Here is a 20,946-nt window from a genome sequence, read left to right as displayed (position 1 = left end):
TATATACTTAATAATAAATTTTTATTTAGTATCGTAATCTCAAATATTACTTTCTTTATTTAATTTATCAATTTTCAAAAAAAATATCAAAACTCAAATACATTTCAAATACACTTATTGTAATTATATTTATTAACAATATTCCCTTGTAATAACAAAATTACCTCATATGTATCATTATTATTTTTTTATTTTTGAAGATAATAATATTAAACCTATATTTTAGGAGGTAAAATAATGCAAACAAAAGAAGGTTTAATTCCTACAGCATTAGGTACTGTGGTAACAACTACAGGTTTTGTTTTAAGAAACACTCTTCCCGCTTCATTTGCATGGGGTATTGTAGGTTTTGGATTAGCTCATATAGTTTTGGGTGGAATAGACTTAGTAGAGCATAGAAATCACGAATCTTCAGAACCTATGCAAGAATTCCATTAACACCTACGACTCAAAAAAGCGACCTATTAAGCAAGGTCGCTTTTAATAATTTCTTATTACTCATTTATCTTTATTTCATATTGCTCTTTAAGTTCATTAGTTTTATTTATATAAAGGTCGTTCTGCTTTTTACCAATAAGTATTTGATTAATTTGTCCCTTTACTTCATCAAAGCTTCTAATATCAGCTTCTTTCTTATCAGTTAATTTAATTATATGATATCCAAATTGAGTTTTTACAGGTCCTTTAACTTCTCCCTTTTCCATATTAAATGCTGCATTTTCAAATTCTGGAACCATCTTTCCTCTAGAAAAATATCCCAAATCTCCTCCATTTGTTTTTGAAGGACAAGACGAATATTTTTCTGCTGCCTCTTCAAATGAAAGCCCATTATTAAGTTCATTTAATATTTCATCAACTTTATTTTCATCTTTTACAAGGATATGACTTGCTTTAACTGTTTCTGGAGTCTTAAATCTTTCTTTATTTTGTTCATAATAATCAATAACTTCTTGCTCATCTACTTTAACTTGATTTAATAGCTTTCTTATTGCGTACTGCTTTAAAAGATTTCTTGTAGTTTGCTCTAGTTCTTTTTTAAACTGTTCTTCTTCGTCTAATCCATTTTCTATTGCGTCTAAGTAGAACAATTCTTGATTAATAAGCTCTTGTAATAGTCTTTTTCTTCCTTCTGGCGATTCAAATTGCATCCTTTGTTGTCCTAAGCTTTGTAATAAAGAGTTTAAATCTTTTTCTGTAATTTCTACACCATTTACTGTTGCTAAAACCTTGTTATTGCTCATATATAGAACTCTCCTTTGTATTTTAATATAATGCTATGATATCAGAAAAAAATTAATATGTCCAATTTTTTCTTCTTTTTATTGCCTTTATTTTCATTCTGTTTTTATCAAAATAATTCGTTCCCCAAACACCAAGTAAAATCATAATACCTCCTACAAAATGAAACCAATAAAAAGCTTCTTGTAAAATAACCACTCCTGCAACTACTGATATAATTGTAGTTAAGTTTGCAAATACAGCTGACTTTGAAGCTTCAATTCTAGATAAAGTATAGTTCACTAAGAAGAATGCAACTACTGAAGATAACCCTCCAAGATATAATATAGGAATTAATACTTGTCCATTTTGTAATGGACTTAAATACTCATTTAAATTCCCATTATTAATATGTTGAATTAAAGCTATACTGTTGAAAACAAAGGTACCTATCCACATCATAACAAATGTAATTTCCACTGGTTTGAAATGTAAAGATGATTTTCTTGATAATATATTAAAAAATCCTGCTGATACTACTGCTCCTAGAATTAAAAGTATACCTAGGATATTACTATTTACATCAAATTGACCTTTCATTAAATTTATAAATATTACACCACTAACTGATAATACAATGAAAAAAAACTGTATACCTGTAGGACGCTCATCTAAAAAAATACCAGCTAATACTGCTACCAAAACAGGAATTAAAGCTATCATCATTCCTGCTTCTGAAGCTGATATAAGATTAAGTCCATTTACTTCAAAAATAAAATAAGATACTGGTTGAAATAATGCTAATAAAAACAATAAACCTAATCTTTTTCCTTTTAAATTAATTTTAATTGTACCTAGTACCCATAACATAGTTAATATTATTGCTCCAAATGCAAATCTGAAACCTAGTAACTGCATTGGCTGTAAAAATTCAAGCCCTTGTTTTGTAAACATAAAAGAAAAGCCAAAAATTGTTGAATACATGAATCCAGATAATATAGGTAGATAAGATTTTTCGCTAATCATTTAAATCACATCCTTTGTTTAATCTAAAACTACAACTATAATTCTAGTGTAATACGTTAAACAGTTCAATGTATATTGTATTAATTTCACTTAACAATTTATACAATAAAAAAACCTAAGCCATTTCAGCCTAGGTTAAAATAACAAATAAATTAATGTATATAAGCCTGATAATCCTATTAAAGTATATATTACTCTAGCGTATATATTGTCCCTTCCTTTAAAAAGATATTCTACTAAATCAAAGTTAAATAGTCCTACAAGTCCCCAATTCAATGCACCTATGATTATTAATATTGAAGCAAGTCCTTTTAATATATCCATATACACTCCCCCTAAATACTTATTCCGATAGTAAAGTATATTAGGAGAAAGTGTTATTTATGCAGAAGTTAAAGATAATTTTTAATAATATACTCTTAAACTAAATTCATAAATATTTTCTTTAGTATATGTGCTACTCCTGATTCATTATTAGTCTTTTCAGTTATTATATCAGCTGCTTTTTTTACTTCCTTTGTACCATTCTTCATTCCTATCCCTAATCCTGCATTTTGTATCATTTCTATATCGTTATTATCATCTCCTATAGCAATTATTCTGTCTGGACTTATTCCTTTACTTTCAGCATATTCCTTCAAAGAGAGCCACTTAGAACCTAAAGGGTTCATAAATTCAAGGATTGAACCTATTTTAGTTTTTCTCATGATATGAGTATTATAATTATAAGGTGACTTTGCTAATACTTCTTTTTGGAATTGTTCAAGCTCATCATATTCCCCCACATAACATGTAACTACAGCTTTAGGATTTTCATATTTAGATAAATCACTTATTACTCTATATCTGTCTTCTATCTTTGAAAGATATGAACAATATCTATCATCTTCTTTTTTGAACTCTGTAACTATATCATATCCTTCATCATAGTGGTCAACGTGAATTATAGGATGAAATCCTCTACTTTTCCCTATTTCAATTAATTTCCGAAAGGCGTCTTCATCTAAATATTTTGTAACCATTAATTTATCATCAGTTATATCCCTAATTATATTACCATTATTAGCAATTATAACTAGATCTAATCCTAACACTTTTGTCAATTGCTTTGCAGACCAATACCTCCGTCCTGTAGCTATAACTATTTCAATACCTCTTTTATTCAATTCTCTTAAAATCTCTATATTGTCCTGTGTAATTTTTTTATCATCGTTAAGTAATGTACCATCTAAATCTATAGCTATCAATTTATAGTTCATCATAAACACCTCCAAACTCGTACCCACTGGCTATTAGTTATGTATAGCAAAGAACATATTTTCTTTTCTTGAATATTATAAACTGAGATAATTTAAAGGAGGCAAAAAAATGAAATACCCTTATTGGTATTATAGACCAAATCCTTCTATGACAAAACAATATCCTAGCAGAACACCTCAACCTAATACTTCAAGGGAATTTCCTAATTGTATAATAGAAGAAAAATATTGCGACTATTTTGATTTAGGAGACCCTGCTCCTAACTTTACTTTAGATGCTATTGTTGACGGTGAAAGAACTAAAGTATCATTATCAGATTATTTAGGTAAATGGGTTGTAATATTCTTTTATGGCTCAAACTTTACATTTGTTTGACCTACAGAATTAGCAGCAGTTGCTGACAAATATGAAGAATTTAAAAGACTAAATTCTGTAGTATTAGCTATAAGTACAGATAGTATCTATTCCCATAAAATATTTACTCAAACTTCACCTTCTGGTCGTAAAATCAATTATCCTTTATTATCAGATAGAACTCAAAAAACAGCTAAAAAATATGGTGTCTTAGATGAAAAAGAAGGTTATGCTTATAGAGCTACTTTTATTGTTGACCCTGAAGGTAAAATTCGTGCATGGTCTACAAATCCTCAACCTGTAGGAAGAAATATCCACGAAATACTAAGAATAATCGAAGCTCTACAATTTACTCAAAGAACAGGAAGAGGTGCTCCTGCTGGTTGGGAACCAGGTGACCCAGGAATACCTGTAGGATGGGAATATGTAGGTAAGTATTAATATAGACGGTCTGATTGACCGCCTATATTAATCTACCTTGTTTTTATAGTTTATAAAATTCTTCAAAGGATTTAATTATATAATAATGGTCCATTACTCCTCCTAATTCTCTAACAGAATGCATTGATAGCATTGGATTTCCTATATCTAAACATCTTATATCTAATTGACCTGTAGTAATCGGTCCTATAGTAGAACCTCCTCTTTCATCTGAGCGATTAACAAATTTCTGTACAGGTACTCCCGCTCTTTCACATATCATCTCATATACAGAGTTTGAATCACTATCTGTTGTATAGTTTAGATTTGCATTTATCTTAATTACAGGTCCTTTATTAATTATAGGTTTATTTACTGGGTCATGTTTTTCTGGATAATTTGGATGTAAAGCGTGGGCCATATCCGCTGAAATCATAAATGAACTATATAGTGCTCTATAGAAATCTTCTTTATCTTTACCTAATGCTATAACAATTCGCTCTAAAATAGTTCTCAGCATAGGGGAACCTGCTCCTTGTTTTGAGCGACTACCTATCTCTTCGTTATCAAAGCAAACCATAACATTTGTTGCTTTCCCTACCTCTGCATTTATTAAAGCTTTAATTCCAGCATGTACCATTGCTAAATCATCAAGCTTTCCTGCAGAAATAAATTCATTATTTGCTCCTATTATTTTTCCTTTTTCATATTCATATAAGAATAAATCAAAATCAATTATTCTATCTACTTCTACATCTAATTCTTTAGCTAACAACTTAACTAAGTAATCGTCCTTTTCCAATTCTTCATTTATTAAGCCAACCAAAGGTAAGGTATGTTTTTGTTTATTTAACTCTATACCTTCATTTACTTTTCTATTCATATGTATAGCCAAATTAGGAATAACTAATATTGGTCTTTTAATGTTTACAAGTCTATTATCTGGGAAAAGTGGGTTATCACTTTTTAATGTCACTCTACCTGCTAATGATAGTGGTCTGTCTAACCACGTATTTAAAATAGGTCCTCCATAAACTTCAGTATTTAATTTCAAATATTTATTATCAGTATCCATCTCTGCATTAGGTTTAACTCTAAACGTAGGTGAATCTGTATGTGCTCCTATTAATCTAAAACCATCTTTTTCAACTTCTCCCATTCCCACAACAAAAGCTACTACAGCAGAATCATTTTTAGTTACAAAATATTTTCCACCTTTTTCAATATTCCATCTATCTCTTAAGTTTAATTCTTTAAATCCATTTTCTTTTAAAGTAATCTTTACATTTTCAGCTGCATGAAAAGCACTTGGACTTTCATAAATAAAATCAATCAATTCATTAGCTAATTTTAAAGGTTTATCCATATGTACCCCTCCACATTTTAGTGTTGTTTTAATATTTTAGTCTTCTGACCCTTCAAAAAGCTTCATAAATTCGTTAGACACCAATTCAAACTCTTCTTGATTCTCTATATTATTTAATCTTATTCCTTCTTCATTTTCCTCGTATTTATACAAGAATACTCTTTGGTCTTTATCTGGCAGCAATGCTATATACTCTTCATCATTTACTTTAAATATATCTAATACCTTAGCATCAACTTCTGAATCATCTTCTAATACTAAATGTATTTTTTTTACTTCTTCCTCATCTTGTTCAAATTCATACTCCTGACTTTCATCATAATTTTCATGACTATTGGTTAACTTTTCTTCTTTCATTAATCAATCTCCTTTACAAAATAATAACATTTGTATGCTACCCAATATAATCAATTATTAAACACTCATCTTATAATAGCCGTAGAATTATACTACGGCTATATAATATATTACTGTATTTCCTTAAGCACATCTAATAACAGTTCCCAGGTTCTAGCAGTTGAAGATATACTTAGATGCTCATTAGGCGTATGAACATCATACATATTAGGTCCTAATGCTATCATATCAATGTCTCCTAGTTTTTCTTTAAATAATCCACATTCTAATCCTGCGTGTATAGCTGTAAGCTTAGGCTCTTTATTAAACTTCTCCTTATAAACTTTTTGCATTATTTTTCTAATATTAGAATCTGGATTATACTCCCACTCTGGATAATCAGATTCAGTAACTAGTTTAGCTCCTACAACCTCAGCAACAGTTTGAGTATGTTCTACAATTGCTTTCTTCAAACTTTTTACAGAGCTTCTTACAGCACTCTCAAACATAATTTCATTTTCTTTAGTTGTAACTACACCAAGATTTGTAGAACTTTCTACTAACCCTTCTATATCCATACTCATCGTCTGTATTCCATTTAAGATTATCTGTAATAAAGATATTGCTTTATCTTGACTTTGTTTAGATAACACTTTTTTATCATTATTATCAAATTTCTCAAATAATATATTCACGTCTGGGTCTGATGATTTTAACTCGTTTTTCAAAATATTATTCCACTTTTCTATTTTTTGTACAATAGTCTCTTTGTCTTTACTATCTACCATAATTACTGCATCAGCTTCTCGAGGAATAGCATTCATTTTAGCTCCACCACTTAAATCTGATAATTTAATATCAAAAGTAGTATTTAAGTCCTTCAATATACGTCCCATTATTTTATTAGCATTTCCTCTTCCTTTATCAATTTCCATACCTGAATGGCCGCCCTTTAGTCCCCTTACTTTGACTATGTAAGTTTCTAAGCTTTCATCTGCATTCTCCCACTCTACAGGTAATATTACCTTTGTTCTAACTCCACCTGCACAGCTTACAAAGAAATTTCCTTCCTCTTCAGCATCAATATTTATTAATATCTTGCCATCTAGATTTTCTGGATTTAATTTCGATGCTCCACCCATACCTGTTTCTTCTTCTGTTGTTATTACTACTTCTAATGATGGATGAGGAATATCATTTGAATCTAGTATAGCTAAACAATATGCCACAGCAATTCCATTGTCTGCTCCAAGAGTTGTTCCTTCTGCTCTTATAATGTCACCTTCAACTTTCAATTTAATTGGGTCTTTTTCAAAATCATGTATAGTATCTTTATTCTTCTCACATACCATATCCATATGTCCTTGAAGTATAACTACGGGAGCGTTTTCATAGCCCTTTGTAGCAGGCTTTTTTATTATTACATTTAATGCTTCATCCTGTATTACATCTAAATCACGTTCCTTCGCAAATTGTGCTAAATAATCACTTATCGCTTTTTCGTTACCTGAACCCCTAGGTATTTGTGATATTTCTTCAAAGTACTCGAACACTTTGTTTGGTTCTAAATTGTTTAATATTTTACCCAAAATAATCACCTTCCTTTTATTTCTATTCTAATACTTATTCTATTTAATAAAGGTTATTCATATAATACAATCTTATCAATCCAAGTCGGATAATTCAATATTAATTCTTTCAATATCTTCATTACCTAGTTCATGTACTGAAACCTTATTAAAATCATCTATTTCCTTATTCGCAGGTAATTCTACAAAAAATTCACTTCCTTTATTTAATTCACTTTCTACCCAAATCTTACCGCATTGTACCATTTCAGAGATAGTATTTAATATATATTTTCTCACTTTTTACATTTCTATATATATTATTATTTTCCTGCCATTATTTTTTATTTTGATGAAGAAAATATAGTATTTTTGTTATTTTTTAGGGTAAAAAAAATCCTGTCATTTGACAGGATTTTAAGCAGCTTTAGTATTAGGTTTTGATTTAGCTTTTTTATCTCCATTCATTTTATTTCTAATAATCCCAGTGGCATGCCCCATTGGACATATAACACACCAACTTCTAGGTCTAAATATAACTCCTACTATAATCCCTACAACAAGAGATACTGTCATAAATCTGAATACACTAAAAGCTATTCTTTCAAAGTCAAATCCAGCATGATACAGTGAGAAGCTAAACAATACTATCATAAGTGTTAATAATATATTCTTAAATTTCTTTGTATTCATACCCTTTGGCAAATTATTATTTAAACTTATTTCACTTAAAAATTTACCTAACAGTGAACCCCTTGGACAATATTTTATACAATGTACTTTTCCTCTACCTCTTAATGCATGATAAAGTGGGGCTCCCATACAAAGAAATCCTAATATTCCAAATCTAATATCTAGTATTGATAATAGTATAAAAGTAATCATTATTATCCATGACCAATTCATATGTGATTTATGCTTCATATTTTGCACCTCCAAATCATAATATTTTATTTGTATATTATTATATTCTAATATTGTGATATTGCTACTTTATTTATAACATATTTGTATACGAAATACAAGCATTTAATCAATATACATAATTTTCGAACTATTGAGTTAAAAAGCAACTAAAGTCGCTCTTTAGCTATCAGCTTTTCGCTATTAACTACTAGCCTGAATACTACTAAAATTAAAAACCAGAGGAGATAAAAACATAAACTTCCTCTGGTTTTTAATTAATTTTCAATTTTACATTTTAAATTAATTTTTTAATTGATACCATTTAATTTTCCTAACCTATCAAATGGAAACACCACAAACCTGGCTTTCCCCTTTATCTTATCCATTGATATATACGGATTTTCCCAACCACGACTATCAAAAGAATTTGGTCTATTATCTCCTAAGAACAAATATTTTCCTTCTGGTACTTTAAATACTCCAGTGGTACAATAACCTCTTATTATATAAGGCTCTTCGAGTTTTTTGTCATTTATATAAACCGTTCCATCCCTTTTTACTACTATATTATCTTTAGGTAGTCCTATAAGCCGTTTTACCAAAGTTTTTTCAAGCTCATCTGAATAAAATACAATAATATCTCCCCGATTAAGTTTTTCCTTATCATATACCCTAGTAATTAAAAGTCTATCACCAGGCATAATTGTAGGTTTCATAGACCCTGTTGGTACAACAACTAAGAAAAAAACAAATTTATTGATAAGTAATGCTATGACTAATGCTATAATCGTTGGGTAAATCCATTCCTTTACTATTTTTTTCGTTTTTATCAAATGTAACACCCTATCTTTAGTCTATAATGTTAAACTTTACTATTTATACACACTTATTATATTATTCCAATATTCATTTAACTGTCAAGGCCTTTACTATAAACAAAGTTTTACTATTGTCCTATAAGTTATTTTTACTCTATATCAATAAATAATATTATTCAGTTAATAATTTTTTGTTTGTAGTTACTGTCTTTTTACTTTTTATAATCTTGTATAAAGTAGTACCAACTAATCCTCCTATTACTCCCCCTATAAGTGCAAATCCCAGTGCAGTTATTACATCTATCGGTGCATTGAACCCGAATGGCGCTAACATTCCAGGTATTGGAGAAGCTGTACCTGGTGCATTATTAATTATTTTAAAATGTGCAGCAACCATTCCTGCTAAACCACCACCTATAAAATCTGATAAATACACTGGAATAGGATTTTTAGTAATAATGTCTGCCTGTGTTAATGGTTCAAGCATTACAGCTATTACATTACTAGAATCACCTATTTTTAATGTTTTAAATACTATTCCATTTGTAAATGCTCCTCCAAAGCTAGCAATAGAAGCTATCCCCATTGCAAGTCCTTGTAACCCAAGCATTGCAGTTAGGGCCATTGAGCTAAGTGGAGAAGTACATAGTATTTTTATTATTCCCCCTAGTAAGAATCCCATAACATAAGGTGACTGATCAGCTGCTACCACTATCATATCACCTATACTTAAAAGTGTACTGTCCACAATAGGTGCAACAGTCACAGCTATTAATCGTGACAATGGTGCTATTAATAAAGCGCCTACAATAACATCTGTTCCTTTAGGAAGTTTATTCTTAAGAATAGGTGCTATAAGTCCAATGATATATCCTGCTATAAAGCCAGGTAAAATCCCCAGTTTAGCTACTGCTGCTCCAGCTACTACAGCATACACAGGTGATATCCCCATATTAAGACCAACTAAAATAGCGGCAATAGGCCCTCCCATAGAACCAGATGCATTTCCTACTTCTCCTAAAAATCCAATGTTAAGAAAATCTCCACTGATATATTTATGAATTGCTTCTACTAAAAAAGTTGCCACCGCAGCTCCTGCAAGTCCTGACATAGCTTTGTCTCCTTTTGGAGCCTTTAAACTAAATCCTGAAAAAAGTATTAATGCTAAAAGTAATAATCCCATGCCTTTTGTTATAGCTAACATACTATTCCCTCCCATTTGATTTTTAAACAAAAATAGGACAGGGCATAAGAAAGCATAATAAACCTATGCTTCCTTATGCCCTGTCCTTTTATCTGAAAGTTTCTCCACTTACTATTCATAAGTAGATTACTTCTTCGATGCCCTAATAATTATGTAGGGTCTCTCCAGGGTTGTGTCCAATCATTGTACCTTTACCTGAAAGTTTCGAAACAGATTCGGAGCTAAATCTGTTTCTTGCTTCTTCGGTATCCATCAAGTAACCATATCTACTAAATGGATTTCTCCAATGATTGTCATACACCAATATTAACTTCTTTCACTTTTATTGTATTAGTTAATATTGTCTTATGTCAATAATTTTATATAAAAATTTTCTTTATCTTAATATAATACATTTTACTTTACAAACAGTAAAACATCACATAGATGTTATTTACTCATTTTTAACACGTTTGTAAGATTATCTCCCATAGCTTGTTCAATATATGGGTCGTTTATATTCCAAAACGTCTTAAAGTTTTTATATTCCTCGACAGCATTTTTATTTATATTCTCTTTCTTAATAGCTCGAATTAATATATTTTTAGGTGTATGTTCTATAGATATAAACTCTAGCATTTGTGTTGAATACCCTAGTATCTCTAATACATTTGCACGTAGGCTGTCTGTTATCAGCGAAGCTAACCTTTCCTTTATAATCCCATGCTTTTCCATCGGCTTCATTATAGGATTGTGTATCTTATTAAATAACTCATGTTGACAACATGGAACTGACATAATAATATCTGCACCCCATTTCACTGCTTTAGCTAAAGCATCATCTGTTGCTGTATTACATGCATGTAATGTCACTACCATGTCCACTTTTTCAAATTCTTCAAAACTTTTGATATCTCCGTGTTTAAATTTTAATTTTTCATACTTTAAATCCATTGCTACTTGATTGCAAAACTCTATTACATTTTTCTTTAAATCCAATCCTACTATATTTACATCATATCCTAATATATTTACTAAGTAATGATATAATGCAAAAGTTAAATAGGATTTTCCGCATCCAAAATCTACTATATTTAATGTCGTTTTGTTTTCTAAAGTAGTTATAGTATCAGATACCATTTCTAAAAATCTATTTATCTGTTTAAACTTATCATATTTTTTAGAATAAACTTTTCCTTTTTCATTCATAACTCCTAATCTTACCAAAAAAGGATAAGGTTTATTTTCTTCTATTATATAATTTTTCTTTCGATTATGACTTAAGTTAACTTTTTTTCGTGATGGTTTCTTTTTTAGTATTTTTACTTTTCCCTTTTTACTTACTAAAATCTGATAATCAGCATCCACAGTAAATAACATTGCCTGTCTAAAATAATCATTCATCAACTTAGTTATATTTTCTATTGCTTGATTAAAAGAAAGATTTTTATGCATAACTTTATTATCATAATGATAGGTAAACTGTATTACTTTCTCATTTTTTATTAAAACAGGCTTTACTGAAACCTTCGTATAAATGCTATTACTTTTCTTTTTAAGCTTACTTAAAACTCCATATATTAGCTTTTCAGACGTTATTATATCTTCTAATAATTCTCGTACATCATTCATTTTATATCTCTCCTAACTCAATATTTTTTAAATTTAATTAATACTTTAATCTAAATTATATGTAATTTAAATTAGTTTAACAACTAAAGTATATTGATGTATAAATTAGCTTAATATAAAAAATACTTAAAAGGAGTAATTGAACTTTTTATGAGGTGAATTCATATGAATAAATTATTAAAACCTGCTATTCTATCAATTTCACTACTAATAATAATGACAAATTCTACTATTTCACCTGCATTGGGAGAAATAAGTGAATCCTTTAGTAATGTTAATCCTAATTGGGTAAAGATGATATTAACTCTACCATCTATTATTATAATACCCTTTAGTTTATTATCTAGTAAAATGTCAGTTACGATTAGTCAACGTAAAATTATAATAATAGGTCTAATTTTTTATATATTTGGTGGTATTGGAGGATCCTTTACTGCAAATATTTATGAACTTTTATTTTTTAGAGGTATACTAGGTGCTGGCATGGGATTTTTAATGCCCTTTACTAGGTCTTTAATTGCTGACTTTTTTTTAGGGAATGAAAGAACCAAAATGATGGGATACTCTAATGCAGCTGCTAATTTAGGTTCAATCATTGCTACTCTAACTGCTGGCTGGATTGCTGTTTACAATTGGAAATATGTTTTTTTTATTTATTTTATAGCTGTAATTTCATTATTACTTATTATTATTGGTTTACCTGAACCTAAAGCTAGAAATAAAATTGAATCAAAGCATTACTGTATCAATAGTAAGGTGATTATTCTAGCAACCCTCGCTTTTTTCATAAATGTAGCTTTTTATGCTGTTGTGATTAACATAGCTTTGTTTATAAAAAGTAAAGGATTAGGTAACTCTCAAGAAGCAGGAATTGCAATGTCAATTCTTACTTTAGCTGGATTCTTAAGTAGTGTATTTCTTCAGAACCTATCTAAAACTTTTAAAAGATTCAATACGCCTAGCTCGATTGCATTGATGGGGATAGGTTTTTTTATATTAAGTACAGGATATAATCTTTTTATTATTTTTTTAGCCTCATTTATGATTGGTTTTAGTTTAGGAATTCTTAAGCCTACTATATTTTTAAAAGTAGTTGATATAACTCCTCAATATTCTAATGCCTTTGCTTTATCTATTGTCAGCGGTGCAATTTTTTTAGGAAAGTTTTTGTCACCTTTTATTCTAAATTTTATCAGCTTTTTGTTAAATGATACATCTATTAATTTAGTTTTTGCTTTTGTGGGAGTCACATTAAGTATTGCTAGTCTAATTAGTTTAATATATAGCTTTCATTCATCTCAGATTAAAATATATAAATAAAACATATGCAATCGATTGCATATGTTTTATTTATTCTGTTAATAATAAATATAAAGTTTAATTATTACATACAACTTTAGTAAATATGATAACTTATAAACTGATTTAACTGCGGCTAATATCATATAGCAAAACTTTTATATTACATATTTTAATAGTTAAAAGATACTATAACTATTTACATAATTAATTATACCTAAGTTTGTTTACAAATAAGTTGTTACTTTAAACCCTCACTCCTTTTAAATGTTACATAGTAGTAGGTTCTGTTGAATTACTAACTTTTTACCTAGTATACATTTTATTATTTTGGTTAAATTAAATCCGAGGTGATATAATGACAGTTGTAGAAACACTATTATTAGGTTTTATTAGTAGTATAGCCGCAGAAATAATTTGGGACATATTAAAACAAGTTTTTAGTTCTAAACCTACTCCAAAATCTAAGTATGCTTTTAATACTTAAAATAAAGAGCCAAAAGTAAAAATCTTTTGGCTCTTTATTATTAACACATTTTGTCGAATCGTGTAAAAATGCAACTAAAGTACTACTTGACTATTGTGTTTTCACATGATATCATCTATCATGTTGTTTTCGTTGTTAAAAAATACCATAAGTTATGTCAATTAGAGGTGCTTTAAATGTTTGATATGGATAAATTTATAAAAAAAATAGATGACGTAAAAAATAACCTCGAAAAATTAAAAAATTGTGATAATAGATTAGAAGCTATTGAAATCCTAGCTGCTAGTGAAATGCTTGATATTGTTATCGATGAATATAATAAGATACTACAAAAACATCTGAATTCCTAGAACATAGTAGCTTTTCACTGTTTAATATTAAATAAAAATTCTAGCTAGTTTAATATGTAAGTAAACATATATAAAACAAAGGAGCTCAAAATAAGCTCCTTTTTATGCTTTGAATTTATACAGTTCTTGTTGTAGCTGCTCGGCTAATTGTTTTAAATTTTGTGCATATGATGAAACTTCTTGAACTGACGCTAATTGCTCTTCAGTAGATGCTGAAATCTGTTGTACTGATGCTGAGTTCTGTTGTGATGAAGCTGATATGTTTTCAATCACAGCTACAATTTCCTCTTTTTTATTATTCATTTCTATACTATATTTTTTAACTTCTTCAACCTTCTCTAACAAACTATTGATTCCTAAAGTTATATTATTAAATATTTCACTAGTTTCTTTTACTGCTTTATCATTCTCCTGTGCAATAGTTTTAGATTCTTCCATTACTTCTACAGCAGTTTTTGATTTTTCTTGGATAGTAGTTATTAAATTCTTAACTTTATTTGCTGCCTGTGCCGACTCTTCAGCTAATTTTCTAATCTGTTCTGCTACTACTGCAAAACCGCTACCTGCTTCCCCAGCTCTTGCTGCTTCTATTGCTGCATTCAATGCTAATAGATTTGTTTGTTCTGCAAGTTGACTAATTGTTTCTGTAATGCTATTTATCTCCTCTGAGCTATTATCTACCTCAAGAACTACTTGATTTACTTTTTCAGCTGTAGCTCTATTTTGGTTAGATTTCTCTGTTAGTGTTTTAACTATGTTGATTCCTTTACTGCTCATATCATTTGTATTTACTACTATAGTACTCATATTATTTGCTGAGTCTGTAACCTTCTCAATATGCTCTGCAAGCTGATTTACTTGAACTGCACCATTTTCTGTATCCTTTGCTTGTTCGCCTGTGCTCTGTGCTATTTCTTCTATAGTTGTTGCAACCTCATCAGTTGCTGTAGATGTTTGTTCTGCTATAGAAGCTAATGATTTTGAAGCATCTAAAACTGTATCTGATGAATTTTTTACTGTGTTAATAAGATTCTTTATATTTTTTAGCATTGTATTAAAACTTTGACTTAATACTCCAGTTTCATCTCTGTTTTTAACATTTACTTGTGAAACTCCTAAATTCCCATCAGCAACCTCTTCTAATGCTATGCTAATTTTTGAAATAGGATTAGAAATATGTCGTGCAAATATTATAATAACTACTGCACCAATTACAAAAGTAACTATTAAAGAAATTATCATTATTTGAAGAATATGATTAGCACCTTTGTTGTAATCCATCATATATGTACCAGCAGAAACAATCCATCCCCAATTAGGGTCTACTTCAGAATATGATATTTTTTTACCTATTTTATCTGAATTAGGTAAGTTCCATGAATAATATGTATATCCTCCTCCATTAATCCCTTTTTTAATCTGGTCTTGTACTAAATAAAATTCTTTATCACTTTTATCTTTAGCATCCCATACATTCTTACCTTCAAGCGTAGGATGAGCTACCTCATTTCCTTCCTTATCATAGACTATGAAATATCCATGCTCGCCAAGGTCAATATTTTTGTTGATTGGTCTAGTTCCATCCTTTCTTTTGTGTCCAAGCAAGTAAACTTTTACCTGTTCTTGTGCCTCTTCTAAGGTTAAATTCCCCTTTTCTACTTCCTTATTTTTTGCGTCAATTAACTGTAATGCCATCTTTACTCCATTTTTAAGTATAACCTTCCCTTTTTGATTAAGCTCATTTTTTGCTACATTATAACTCACTAAACCAATTACTAAATTCGGTATTATTAATAATAAACATGCTGTAGCTATCATTTTATTTTTAATTGACAGTTTAACAGCCTTTTTTGTTGAGTTTTTTTTCTTCATAATACACTCCCCTTTCACTATGCATTTTTCTAGCTTTTTGTTAAATATTCGACATAGTTTAAGGTTTTCCTTCTACTTTTTCGACATTTTTTACACAATAGTAATTTAGTACTATTCTAAAAAAAGCGACTAGAAAGTCGCTTTTTTCTATAAACTTATTTGTTTTCTAATATAAGTGGCTTATAAAAATAGGTTCTACGTGATGATATTAATTTTCCTTGATTAAACCACCAATCGGATTGAATAGTATCAAATTCAAACACTATTGGAATTTCTTGTTCTTTTGATGATATTATTGATTTGTCCAAACCATAAAAAGGGTCAATTGTATATAATCCACTTCTTCCCGAAAAATCAGTTTCTTCTTTTATAAAGTTTGAAACAATAGTATACGCTTGAGTACTTAGTGCAATAGAACTTAACAATACGCTAGAATCCTTTGGATATTGGTTAATAGACAATTCTTCATTAAACTCTATTCTACAATCAATATCCTCATTGTACGTTGTTGGTACCACTATAATATCTGCTCTTTTTACTGCCATAACTCCTGCTACTTCAGGAAAAGCTACATCGTAACCCAACATTATCCCTATCTTACCTATATCTGTAGAAAATACATTTATTTTATTTCCTGGGTATGCCCATTTTCTATCGTATTCATTTAAATGTGTCTTTTTATATACACCTTTTATTTCTCCATTTGGAGCAATTAATACTGCTGAATTATAAAATTTTTTATTTTCTTTTTCTATCATTCCAAAAACTATATGTGTATTATTTTTTGTAGCTAAATCTTTAAAAAAGTTAACTGTTTGCCCATCTAGTTCCTCTGCAAGATTATAAGCATCTTCTTTATTGGTTATAGGCCCTGTTATAGATAGTTCCGGTAAAACAAATAAATCTATATGATTTTTTTGTGTTTTTATAGCTTTCTTTATTAAAGTTTTTACTTTTCTCATATTAGCATCTTTATCTCCTATAACAGGTTTATATTGAAGCACTGAAGCTGTTACATGCTTAGATTCTTTACTTTTTTTATAATCCCATGGAGAAATATAAAGCATTAAATCTTTATATATTTCTGGTCTTCTCTCATGTAATCTCTTTTTATTAACATTATTATAATTAACTGGGTCAATTTCTGCATATATTATCGTAGATTCATTTATATCTTCACCTTCAGGAACAAAGGGTGCTTCAGCCAATTTCTTTCCTTCTGGAGACCATATTGCACTTGCTCCTACCATGTGAAAGTCTATCTCTGTATTAGACCTATTAGCACTTATGATATATAATCCATTTTGTACAGCCCTTGACTGTAATACCGCTACTGCTTGAGCTGATGAATTTGTTGAAAATGCTAATATATCTGCTCCATTGACTGCTGCTAATCTAGCTGATTCAAAGTAAGTAGAATCCATACATATATTCATAGCTATATTTCCTAGTTCAGTTTCAAATACAGGTACCCCTACATCTCCCCAAGTTGCCCAATGTTCCTCAGTTTCCCATTGATGAATCTTTCTATATTTTCCAATATATCCTTCTGGTCCAACTAACACTGAAGAATTATAATAAAGGCCCGTTTCACTATCTACTTCTGCCATTCCTGCAACTATATAACAATTATACTTTTCTGTAATTTTCTCAAATATATCTGTAGTCTTTCCAGGTATTGTATCAACTAAATCTTTAATAGCATCTCTATCTTCATATTGATATCCTGTTGTTGACATTTCAGGTGTAACTATTAATTTTGCACCGTTTTTAGCTGCCTCTATTATAACTTGTGATAATCTCTCAATATTATCGTTATATGTATTAAGAATTGGATTAAATTGAATTGCTGCAACTTTAAAAGGTTTCTTCATATTAATTGCTCAGACTCCTTTCTATTACTTTTTCTACTTACTTTATAAAGTTACTTTCCGATATATATTTAATCTATTCTTCATTATATTCTACCATCAAAATTAAATTAAGCATCTCTAATTAAAGAGATGCTCATCTTTCTAGCTCTAAATCTAAACTTATATCGTCAAGAAACTTCATAACATTATATGATGAAATAGCAAAGTTTAAGTTTTCTCCCTTTGTTTGCTGAAAACTAGTTATTCCTATCAGTTCTCCTTTATCATTCAATAAAGCTCCTCCTGAACTACCTGGTGAAAGTGGGGCTGTTATTTGTATGTAAAAATCATCTCGTTCTTTTCTTATAGCAGACACGATTCCCTCAGCTACGGTATTCTTAAGTCCTTGAGGACTTCCTATGGTAACTATTTTTTGACCTTCAAATGCATTTTTAGAATCCCCAAATGTTATGTAGTTTAAGTTATACCAATCAGGTATCTCTTCTATTTTTAATAATGCTACATCTAAATCCTTATCATATTCTATACAATCCGCTTTAACATAAATCTCATTATGCTCATCAAAATAAATATATATATTATTAAACGAATCAGCTATTACATGCCAATTAGTAATTACATATCCCTTTTGGTTTATAATAACACCTGAACCTTGAGTTTTAGGTGTTTCTATCTTAACAACACCTTTTTTGAGTTCAGCAATTTCTTCAGTTGTTTTAATCTTACTAGAATAACTTAAAGTATATAATAAATTTTCAGTTTTTATAATACTTTCTGCTGAAGCTTTGTCATTTACATAATTATCTAATAAATAATCTATTGTAAAAACTATTATACTTCCTTGTATAAACAATATGATAGCTACTATAAACAATGTATATGGATTAGATGTGGTTTTACTACTTTTGTCTTTAGCCTCTCCCATGTCAACACCCCATTTCTGTCATATACATAAATTAAAGCTTGTAACACTTCTTTATTAAAAGTATTATTATATTTTAGTATATTTACGATACAGACCTAGTAATAATTTATCAAAAATTTATTATATCCTTGTAAAATAGCTATTGAATCTATTTATAGTCATCTTTCTTTGGTGAAACAGCAATAAGTTTATTTATTGGCTTACCTTGTTTAACAAATTTTGCTTCATACTCAGTCATAACATTATCTTCTACATATTCGCTATTGTGTAAATCCTTAGTGGATACTTTTATTTCCCAATTTGAATCGTTCAATTCCTCAATAGAAAAATCAAATAAGTCTACATTATCTGTCTTAAAATGAATTTCACCTTTAGGAATTAAAATATTCTTATATATATCTAAAAACCTTCTATTAGTTAATCTTCTTTTAGTATGTCTTTTCTTAGGCCATGGGTCTGGAAAATTTATATAAACTCTTTCTACTTCATTTTCTTTAAAAATCTCTTCTAATTCTCTAATATCAGTATGAACAAAATAAAAATTTGGTATAGATTCATCTTCTAATTTATTAAGACCTTTAACTATAACTTTAGAATTCCTTTCAAAAGCTAAATAGTTTATATCAGGATTGTTTTTAGCCATCTGTGATAAAAAGCCACCTCGTCCAGAACCAAATTCTACATGTAGTGGTTTATTATTGTTAAATAAATCTTTCCATTTTCCTTTATATTCTTTTGGCTCTAATATAACTCTACCACTTTCCTGCATCTTTTCGTATGCATTTTCTACATATCTCAAACGCACGTAAATCACCTCACCTTAGTATTATAATACAGAATCTATTATTGCTCCACCAATAACTTCATCTTTATCATAAAAAACTACCGATTGACCTGGAGCTATTGCTCGCTCTTTTTTTTCAAACATAACTTTGACTTTATTTTCACCTAAGCTAGTTACTGTAGCTGGTAAAAACCAACCCCATTGACATACCTTTGCTTCTACTTTTAATTCTCCTTTTAATTGGTCAAAAATAGTAAAATTAGCATTGGTCCCGATAAGCCCATTAGAATAAGTATCTTCATCGTTGCCTAATACAACTTCATTTTTCTCAGCGTTTATATCAACTACAAACATAGGCCTATTAAAATTTATACCTAGTCCTCTTCGCTGACCTATAGTATAATTTACAATACCTTTATGTTTACCTAATATATTCCCTTCTTTATCAACAAAATTACCTCTCTTTATAGCTTTAGGTGTTATGGACGCTAGATACTTCTTATGATCTCCATTTGGAGCAAAACAAACACCAATACTATCTGGCTTATCTGCTACATTTGGAACAACTGATAAAGCGATTTCTCTTATTTCTTTCTTAGAATTATATTCACCTAAAGGTAGAAGTATATGTTTTAACTGCTCTTGTTTCAAAGAATAAAGCATATATGCTTGGTCTTTTCTTTCTGCTACTCCTCTAAATATTCTATATCTTTTTATTTTTTTATCATAATAAATTCTAGCATAATGTCCAGTAGCAATATAATATGCTCCTAAGTTGTGGGCTGCTTCGATAAGTTTACCATACTTTATGGCCCTATTACAAGTTACGCATGGATTAGGAGTCCTTCCTCTTAAATACTCATCTATAAACTCCTTTATAACAATATTCTTAAATGAATCTCTAAGGTCAATTATATAATGTGGTATATCTAATTTATTAGCAATTCTTTTAGCATCCTCAACAAAATCTAAATCTATTCTATTTCCTTGCTTATCAAATTTATCATAAAGAATCATAGTTGTTCCAATAACATCATATCCCTTTTTTTTGAGTAGATAAGCTGCTACAGCACTATCTACTCCACCACTTAAGCCAACTGCAACTTTATTTTTATCTAATTTCATTTATATCACCCTTAATTATTATAAATACTGTTCTTAATGTAAATTTAGCAAATTTTTTACCTAATGTCTACTTAATCCTTAAAATACCAGAGATTTCGCATCTAATTTCCAGTAAAAACTTTACTTTCCCTTAATTTGTAATG

The 20,946-nt window shown here is 29.3% G+C and carries 22 protein-coding genes and 1 riboswitch; of the genes, 5 read left to right on the top strand and 17 right to left on the bottom strand.

Annotation, left to right across the window (positions count from 1 at the left end):
- Positions 1–237 precede the first annotated feature (237 nt).
- Positions 238–438 carry a hypothetical protein gene (locus L21TH_RS01645; RefSeq protein WP_006307482.1) on the top strand — a complete coding sequence of 67 codons (201 nt, stop codon included), beginning with the start codon at positions 238–240 and terminating at the stop codon, positions 436–438.
- Between the two features lie 56 nt (positions 439–494).
- Here L21TH_RS01645 and L21TH_RS01640 read toward each other — a convergent pair whose 3' ends face one another.
- The 4 genes from L21TH_RS01640 to L21TH_RS01625 form a co-directional block, all read right to left on the bottom strand.
- On the bottom strand, positions 495–1,241 hold the full coding sequence (locus L21TH_RS01640; RefSeq protein ID WP_006307481.1) for a peptidylprolyl isomerase: 747 nt from the start codon (positions 1,239–1,241) through the stop codon (positions 495–497).
- A 52-nt stretch (positions 1,242–1,293) separates the two neighbouring features.
- Positions 1,294–2,244 (bottom strand): DMT family transporter, encoded by a 951-nt coding sequence (locus tag L21TH_RS01635; RefSeq protein WP_006307480.1) that lies wholly within the window; start codon positions 2,242–2,244, stop codon positions 1,294–1,296.
- 135 nt (positions 2,245–2,379) lie between these two features.
- Complete coding sequence (locus L21TH_RS01630; RefSeq protein ID WP_006307479.1) at positions 2,380–2,568, bottom strand: DUF378 domain-containing protein; 189 nt, start codon at positions 2,566–2,568, stop codon at positions 2,380–2,382.
- A gap of 95 nt (positions 2,569–2,663) precedes the next feature.
- Entirely contained in the window at positions 2,664–3,503 is an 840-nt protein-coding gene (locus tag L21TH_RS01625) for a Cof-type HAD-IIB family hydrolase (protein WP_006307478.1), read from the bottom strand.
- Positions 3,504–3,612: 109 nt separating this feature from the next.
- Between L21TH_RS01625 and L21TH_RS14745 the strand changes: the two genes are divergently transcribed.
- The gene (locus L21TH_RS14745; RefSeq protein WP_278244278.1) at positions 3,613–4,299 is read left to right on the top strand and encodes a peroxiredoxin; all 687 of its coding nucleotides are present in this window, start codon (positions 3,613–3,615) and stop codon (positions 4,297–4,299) included.
- A gap of 43 nt (positions 4,300–4,342) precedes the next feature.
- On the opposite strand, the gene L21TH_RS01615 is transcribed toward L21TH_RS14745, so the two are convergent.
- The 8 genes from L21TH_RS01615 to L21TH_RS01580 all read right to left on the bottom strand — a co-directional run bounded on the left by L21TH_RS01615 (position 4,343) and on the right by L21TH_RS01580 (position 12,087).
- Positions 4,343–5,644: a M18 family aminopeptidase gene (locus L21TH_RS01615; protein ID WP_006307469.1), complete on the bottom strand. Its 1,302-nt coding sequence runs from the start codon at positions 5,642–5,644 to the stop codon at positions 4,343–4,345.
- Positions 5,645–5,680: 36 nt separating this feature from the next.
- Complete coding sequence (locus tag L21TH_RS01610) at positions 5,681–6,001, bottom strand: DUF1292 domain-containing protein (RefSeq protein ID WP_006307462.1); 321 nt, start codon at positions 5,999–6,001, stop codon at positions 5,681–5,683.
- A 110-nt stretch (positions 6,002–6,111) separates the two neighbouring features.
- A complete protein-coding gene (locus L21TH_RS01605; protein WP_278244277.1) occupies positions 6,112–7,578 on the bottom strand; it encodes an aminoacyl-histidine dipeptidase in 1,467 nt (488 codons plus the stop codon).
- A gap of 66 nt (positions 7,579–7,644) precedes the next feature.
- Positions 7,645–7,848 (bottom strand): ATP-binding protein, encoded by a 204-nt coding sequence (locus L21TH_RS01600; protein ID WP_034429022.1) that lies wholly within the window; start codon positions 7,846–7,848, stop codon positions 7,645–7,647.
- A 117-nt stretch (positions 7,849–7,965) separates the two neighbouring features.
- Positions 7,966–8,472 (bottom strand): hypothetical protein, encoded by a 507-nt coding sequence (locus L21TH_RS01595; RefSeq protein ID WP_006307452.1) that lies wholly within the window; start codon positions 8,470–8,472, stop codon positions 7,966–7,968.
- Positions 8,473–8,762: 290 nt separating this feature from the next.
- Positions 8,763–9,296: a signal peptidase I gene (gene lepB, locus L21TH_RS01590; RefSeq protein ID WP_423219128.1), complete on the bottom strand. Its 534-nt coding sequence runs from the start codon at positions 9,294–9,296 to the stop codon at positions 8,763–8,765.
- Between the two features lie 148 nt (positions 9,297–9,444).
- Positions 9,445–10,476, bottom strand: coding sequence for a PTS sugar transporter subunit IIC (locus tag L21TH_RS01585; protein ID WP_006307445.1), 1,032 nt, complete (start codon positions 10,474–10,476; stop codon positions 9,445–9,447).
- Positions 10,477–10,546: 70 nt separating this feature from the next.
- Positions 10,547–10,654: riboswitch (glycine riboswitch) on the bottom strand.
- Positions 10,655–10,905: 251 nt separating this feature from the next.
- Positions 10,906–12,087 (bottom strand): class I SAM-dependent methyltransferase, encoded by a 1,182-nt coding sequence (locus L21TH_RS01580; protein ID WP_006307443.1) that lies wholly within the window; start codon positions 12,085–12,087, stop codon positions 10,906–10,908.
- Positions 12,088–12,252: 165 nt separating this feature from the next.
- On the opposite strand from L21TH_RS01580, the gene L21TH_RS01575 reads away from it, so the two are divergent.
- The 3 genes from L21TH_RS01575 to L21TH_RS14180 all read left to right on the top strand — a co-directional run bounded on the left by L21TH_RS01575 (position 12,253) and on the right by L21TH_RS14180 (position 14,223).
- Positions 12,253–13,407 carry an MFS transporter gene (locus tag L21TH_RS01575; protein ID WP_006307442.1) on the top strand — a complete coding sequence of 385 codons (1,155 nt, stop codon included), beginning with the start codon at positions 12,253–12,255 and terminating at the stop codon, positions 13,405–13,407.
- 337 nt (positions 13,408–13,744) lie between these two features.
- A complete protein-coding gene (locus L21TH_RS15035) occupies positions 13,745–13,873 on the top strand; it encodes a hypothetical protein (RefSeq protein ID WP_006307441.1) in 129 nt (42 codons plus the stop codon).
- 176 nt (positions 13,874–14,049) lie between these two features.
- A complete protein-coding gene (locus L21TH_RS14180) occupies positions 14,050–14,223 on the top strand; it encodes a Spo0E family sporulation regulatory protein-aspartic acid phosphatase (RefSeq protein ID WP_006307440.1) in 174 nt (57 codons plus the stop codon).
- A 102-nt stretch (positions 14,224–14,325) separates the two neighbouring features.
- On the opposite strand, the gene L21TH_RS01570 is transcribed toward L21TH_RS14180, so the two are convergent.
- The 5 genes from L21TH_RS01570 to mnmA all read right to left on the bottom strand — a co-directional run bounded on the left by L21TH_RS01570 (position 14,326) and on the right by mnmA (position 20,803).
- Positions 14,326–16,095: a methyl-accepting chemotaxis protein gene (locus L21TH_RS01570; protein WP_006307439.1), complete on the bottom strand. Its 1,770-nt coding sequence runs from the start codon at positions 16,093–16,095 to the stop codon at positions 14,326–14,328.
- Positions 16,096–16,250: 155 nt separating this feature from the next.
- Entirely contained in the window at positions 16,251–17,969 is a 1,719-nt protein-coding gene (locus L21TH_RS01565; protein ID WP_006307436.1) for a nitrilase-related carbon-nitrogen hydrolase, read from the bottom strand.
- Between the two features lie 133 nt (positions 17,970–18,102).
- Positions 18,103–18,894: a S1C family serine protease gene (locus tag L21TH_RS01560; RefSeq protein ID WP_006307435.1), complete on the bottom strand. Its 792-nt coding sequence runs from the start codon at positions 18,892–18,894 to the stop codon at positions 18,103–18,105.
- 148 nt (positions 18,895–19,042) lie between these two features.
- Positions 19,043–19,699 carry a tRNA (guanosine(46)-N7)-methyltransferase TrmB gene (trmB, locus tag L21TH_RS01555; protein WP_034429020.1) on the bottom strand — a complete coding sequence of 219 codons (657 nt, stop codon included), beginning with the start codon at positions 19,697–19,699 and terminating at the stop codon, positions 19,043–19,045.
- A gap of 21 nt (positions 19,700–19,720) precedes the next feature.
- Positions 19,721–20,803, bottom strand: coding sequence for a tRNA 2-thiouridine(34) synthase MnmA (gene mnmA, locus L21TH_RS01550; RefSeq protein ID WP_006307431.1), 1,083 nt, complete (start codon positions 20,801–20,803; stop codon positions 19,721–19,723).
- Between the last annotated feature and the right edge of the window lie 143 nt (positions 20,804–20,946).

The organism is Caldisalinibacter kiritimatiensis, from assembly GCF_000387765.1.
GTDB classification, from domain to species: Bacteria; Bacillota; Clostridia; order Tissierellales; family Caldisalinibacteraceae; genus Caldisalinibacter; species Caldisalinibacter kiritimatiensis.
Note: the sequence above shows the minus strand (reverse complement) of the source record. Positions and strands in the feature narration are given on the sequence as shown.

What these genes read in the sequence shown, in the direction of transcription:
- L21TH_RS01645 (WP_006307482.1), top strand. Translation starts at nt 238, where the DNA reads ATGCAAACAAAAGAAGGTTTAATTCCTACAGCATTAGGTACTGTGGTA.
- L21TH_RS01640 (WP_006307481.1), bottom strand. Translation starts at nt 1,241, where the DNA reads ATGAGCAATAACAAGGTTTTAGCAACAGTAAATGGTGTAGAAATTACA.
- L21TH_RS01635 (WP_006307480.1), bottom strand. Translation starts at nt 2,244, where the DNA reads ATGATTAGCGAAAAATCTTATCTACCTATATTATCTGGATTCATGTAT.
- L21TH_RS01630 (WP_006307479.1), bottom strand. Translation starts at nt 2,568, where the DNA reads ATGGATATATTAAAAGGACTTGCTTCAATATTAATAATCATAGGTGCA.
- L21TH_RS01625 (WP_006307478.1), bottom strand. Translation starts at nt 3,503, where the DNA reads ATGAACTATAAATTGATAGCTATAGATTTAGATGGTACATTACTTAAC.
- L21TH_RS01615 (WP_006307469.1), bottom strand. Translation starts at nt 5,644, where the DNA reads ATGGATAAACCTTTAAAATTAGCTAATGAATTGATTGATTTTATTTAT.
- L21TH_RS01610 (WP_006307462.1), bottom strand. Translation starts at nt 6,001, where the DNA reads ATGAAAGAAGAAAAGTTAACCAATAGTCATGAAAATTATGATGAAAGT.
- L21TH_RS01595 (WP_006307452.1), bottom strand. Translation starts at nt 8,472, where the DNA reads ATGAAGCATAAATCACATATGAATTGGTCATGGATAATAATGATTACT.
- L21TH_RS01585 (WP_006307445.1), bottom strand. Translation starts at nt 10,476, where the DNA reads ATGTTAGCTATAACAAAAGGCATGGGATTATTACTTTTAGCATTAATA.
- L21TH_RS01580 (WP_006307443.1), bottom strand. Translation starts at nt 12,087, where the DNA reads ATGAATGATGTACGAGAATTATTAGAAGATATAATAACGTCTGAAAAG.
- L21TH_RS01575 (WP_006307442.1), top strand. Translation starts at nt 12,253, where the DNA reads ATGAATAAATTATTAAAACCTGCTATTCTATCAATTTCACTACTAATA.
- L21TH_RS15035 (WP_006307441.1), top strand. Translation starts at nt 13,745, where the DNA reads ATGACAGTTGTAGAAACACTATTATTAGGTTTTATTAGTAGTATAGCC.
- L21TH_RS14180 (WP_006307440.1), top strand. Translation starts at nt 14,050, where the DNA reads ATGTTTGATATGGATAAATTTATAAAAAAAATAGATGACGTAAAAAAT.
- L21TH_RS01570 (WP_006307439.1), bottom strand. Translation starts at nt 16,095, where the DNA reads ATGAAGAAAAAAAACTCAACAAAAAAGGCTGTTAAACTGTCAATTAAA.
- L21TH_RS01565 (WP_006307436.1), bottom strand. Translation starts at nt 17,969, where the DNA reads ATGAAGAAACCTTTTAAAGTTGCAGCAATTCAATTTAATCCAATTCTT.
- L21TH_RS01560 (WP_006307435.1), bottom strand. Translation starts at nt 18,894, where the DNA reads ATGGGAGAGGCTAAAGACAAAAGTAGTAAAACCACATCTAATCCATAT.
- mnmA (WP_006307431.1), bottom strand. Translation starts at nt 20,803, where the DNA reads ATGAAATTAGATAAAAATAAAGTTGCAGTTGGCTTAAGTGGTGGAGTA.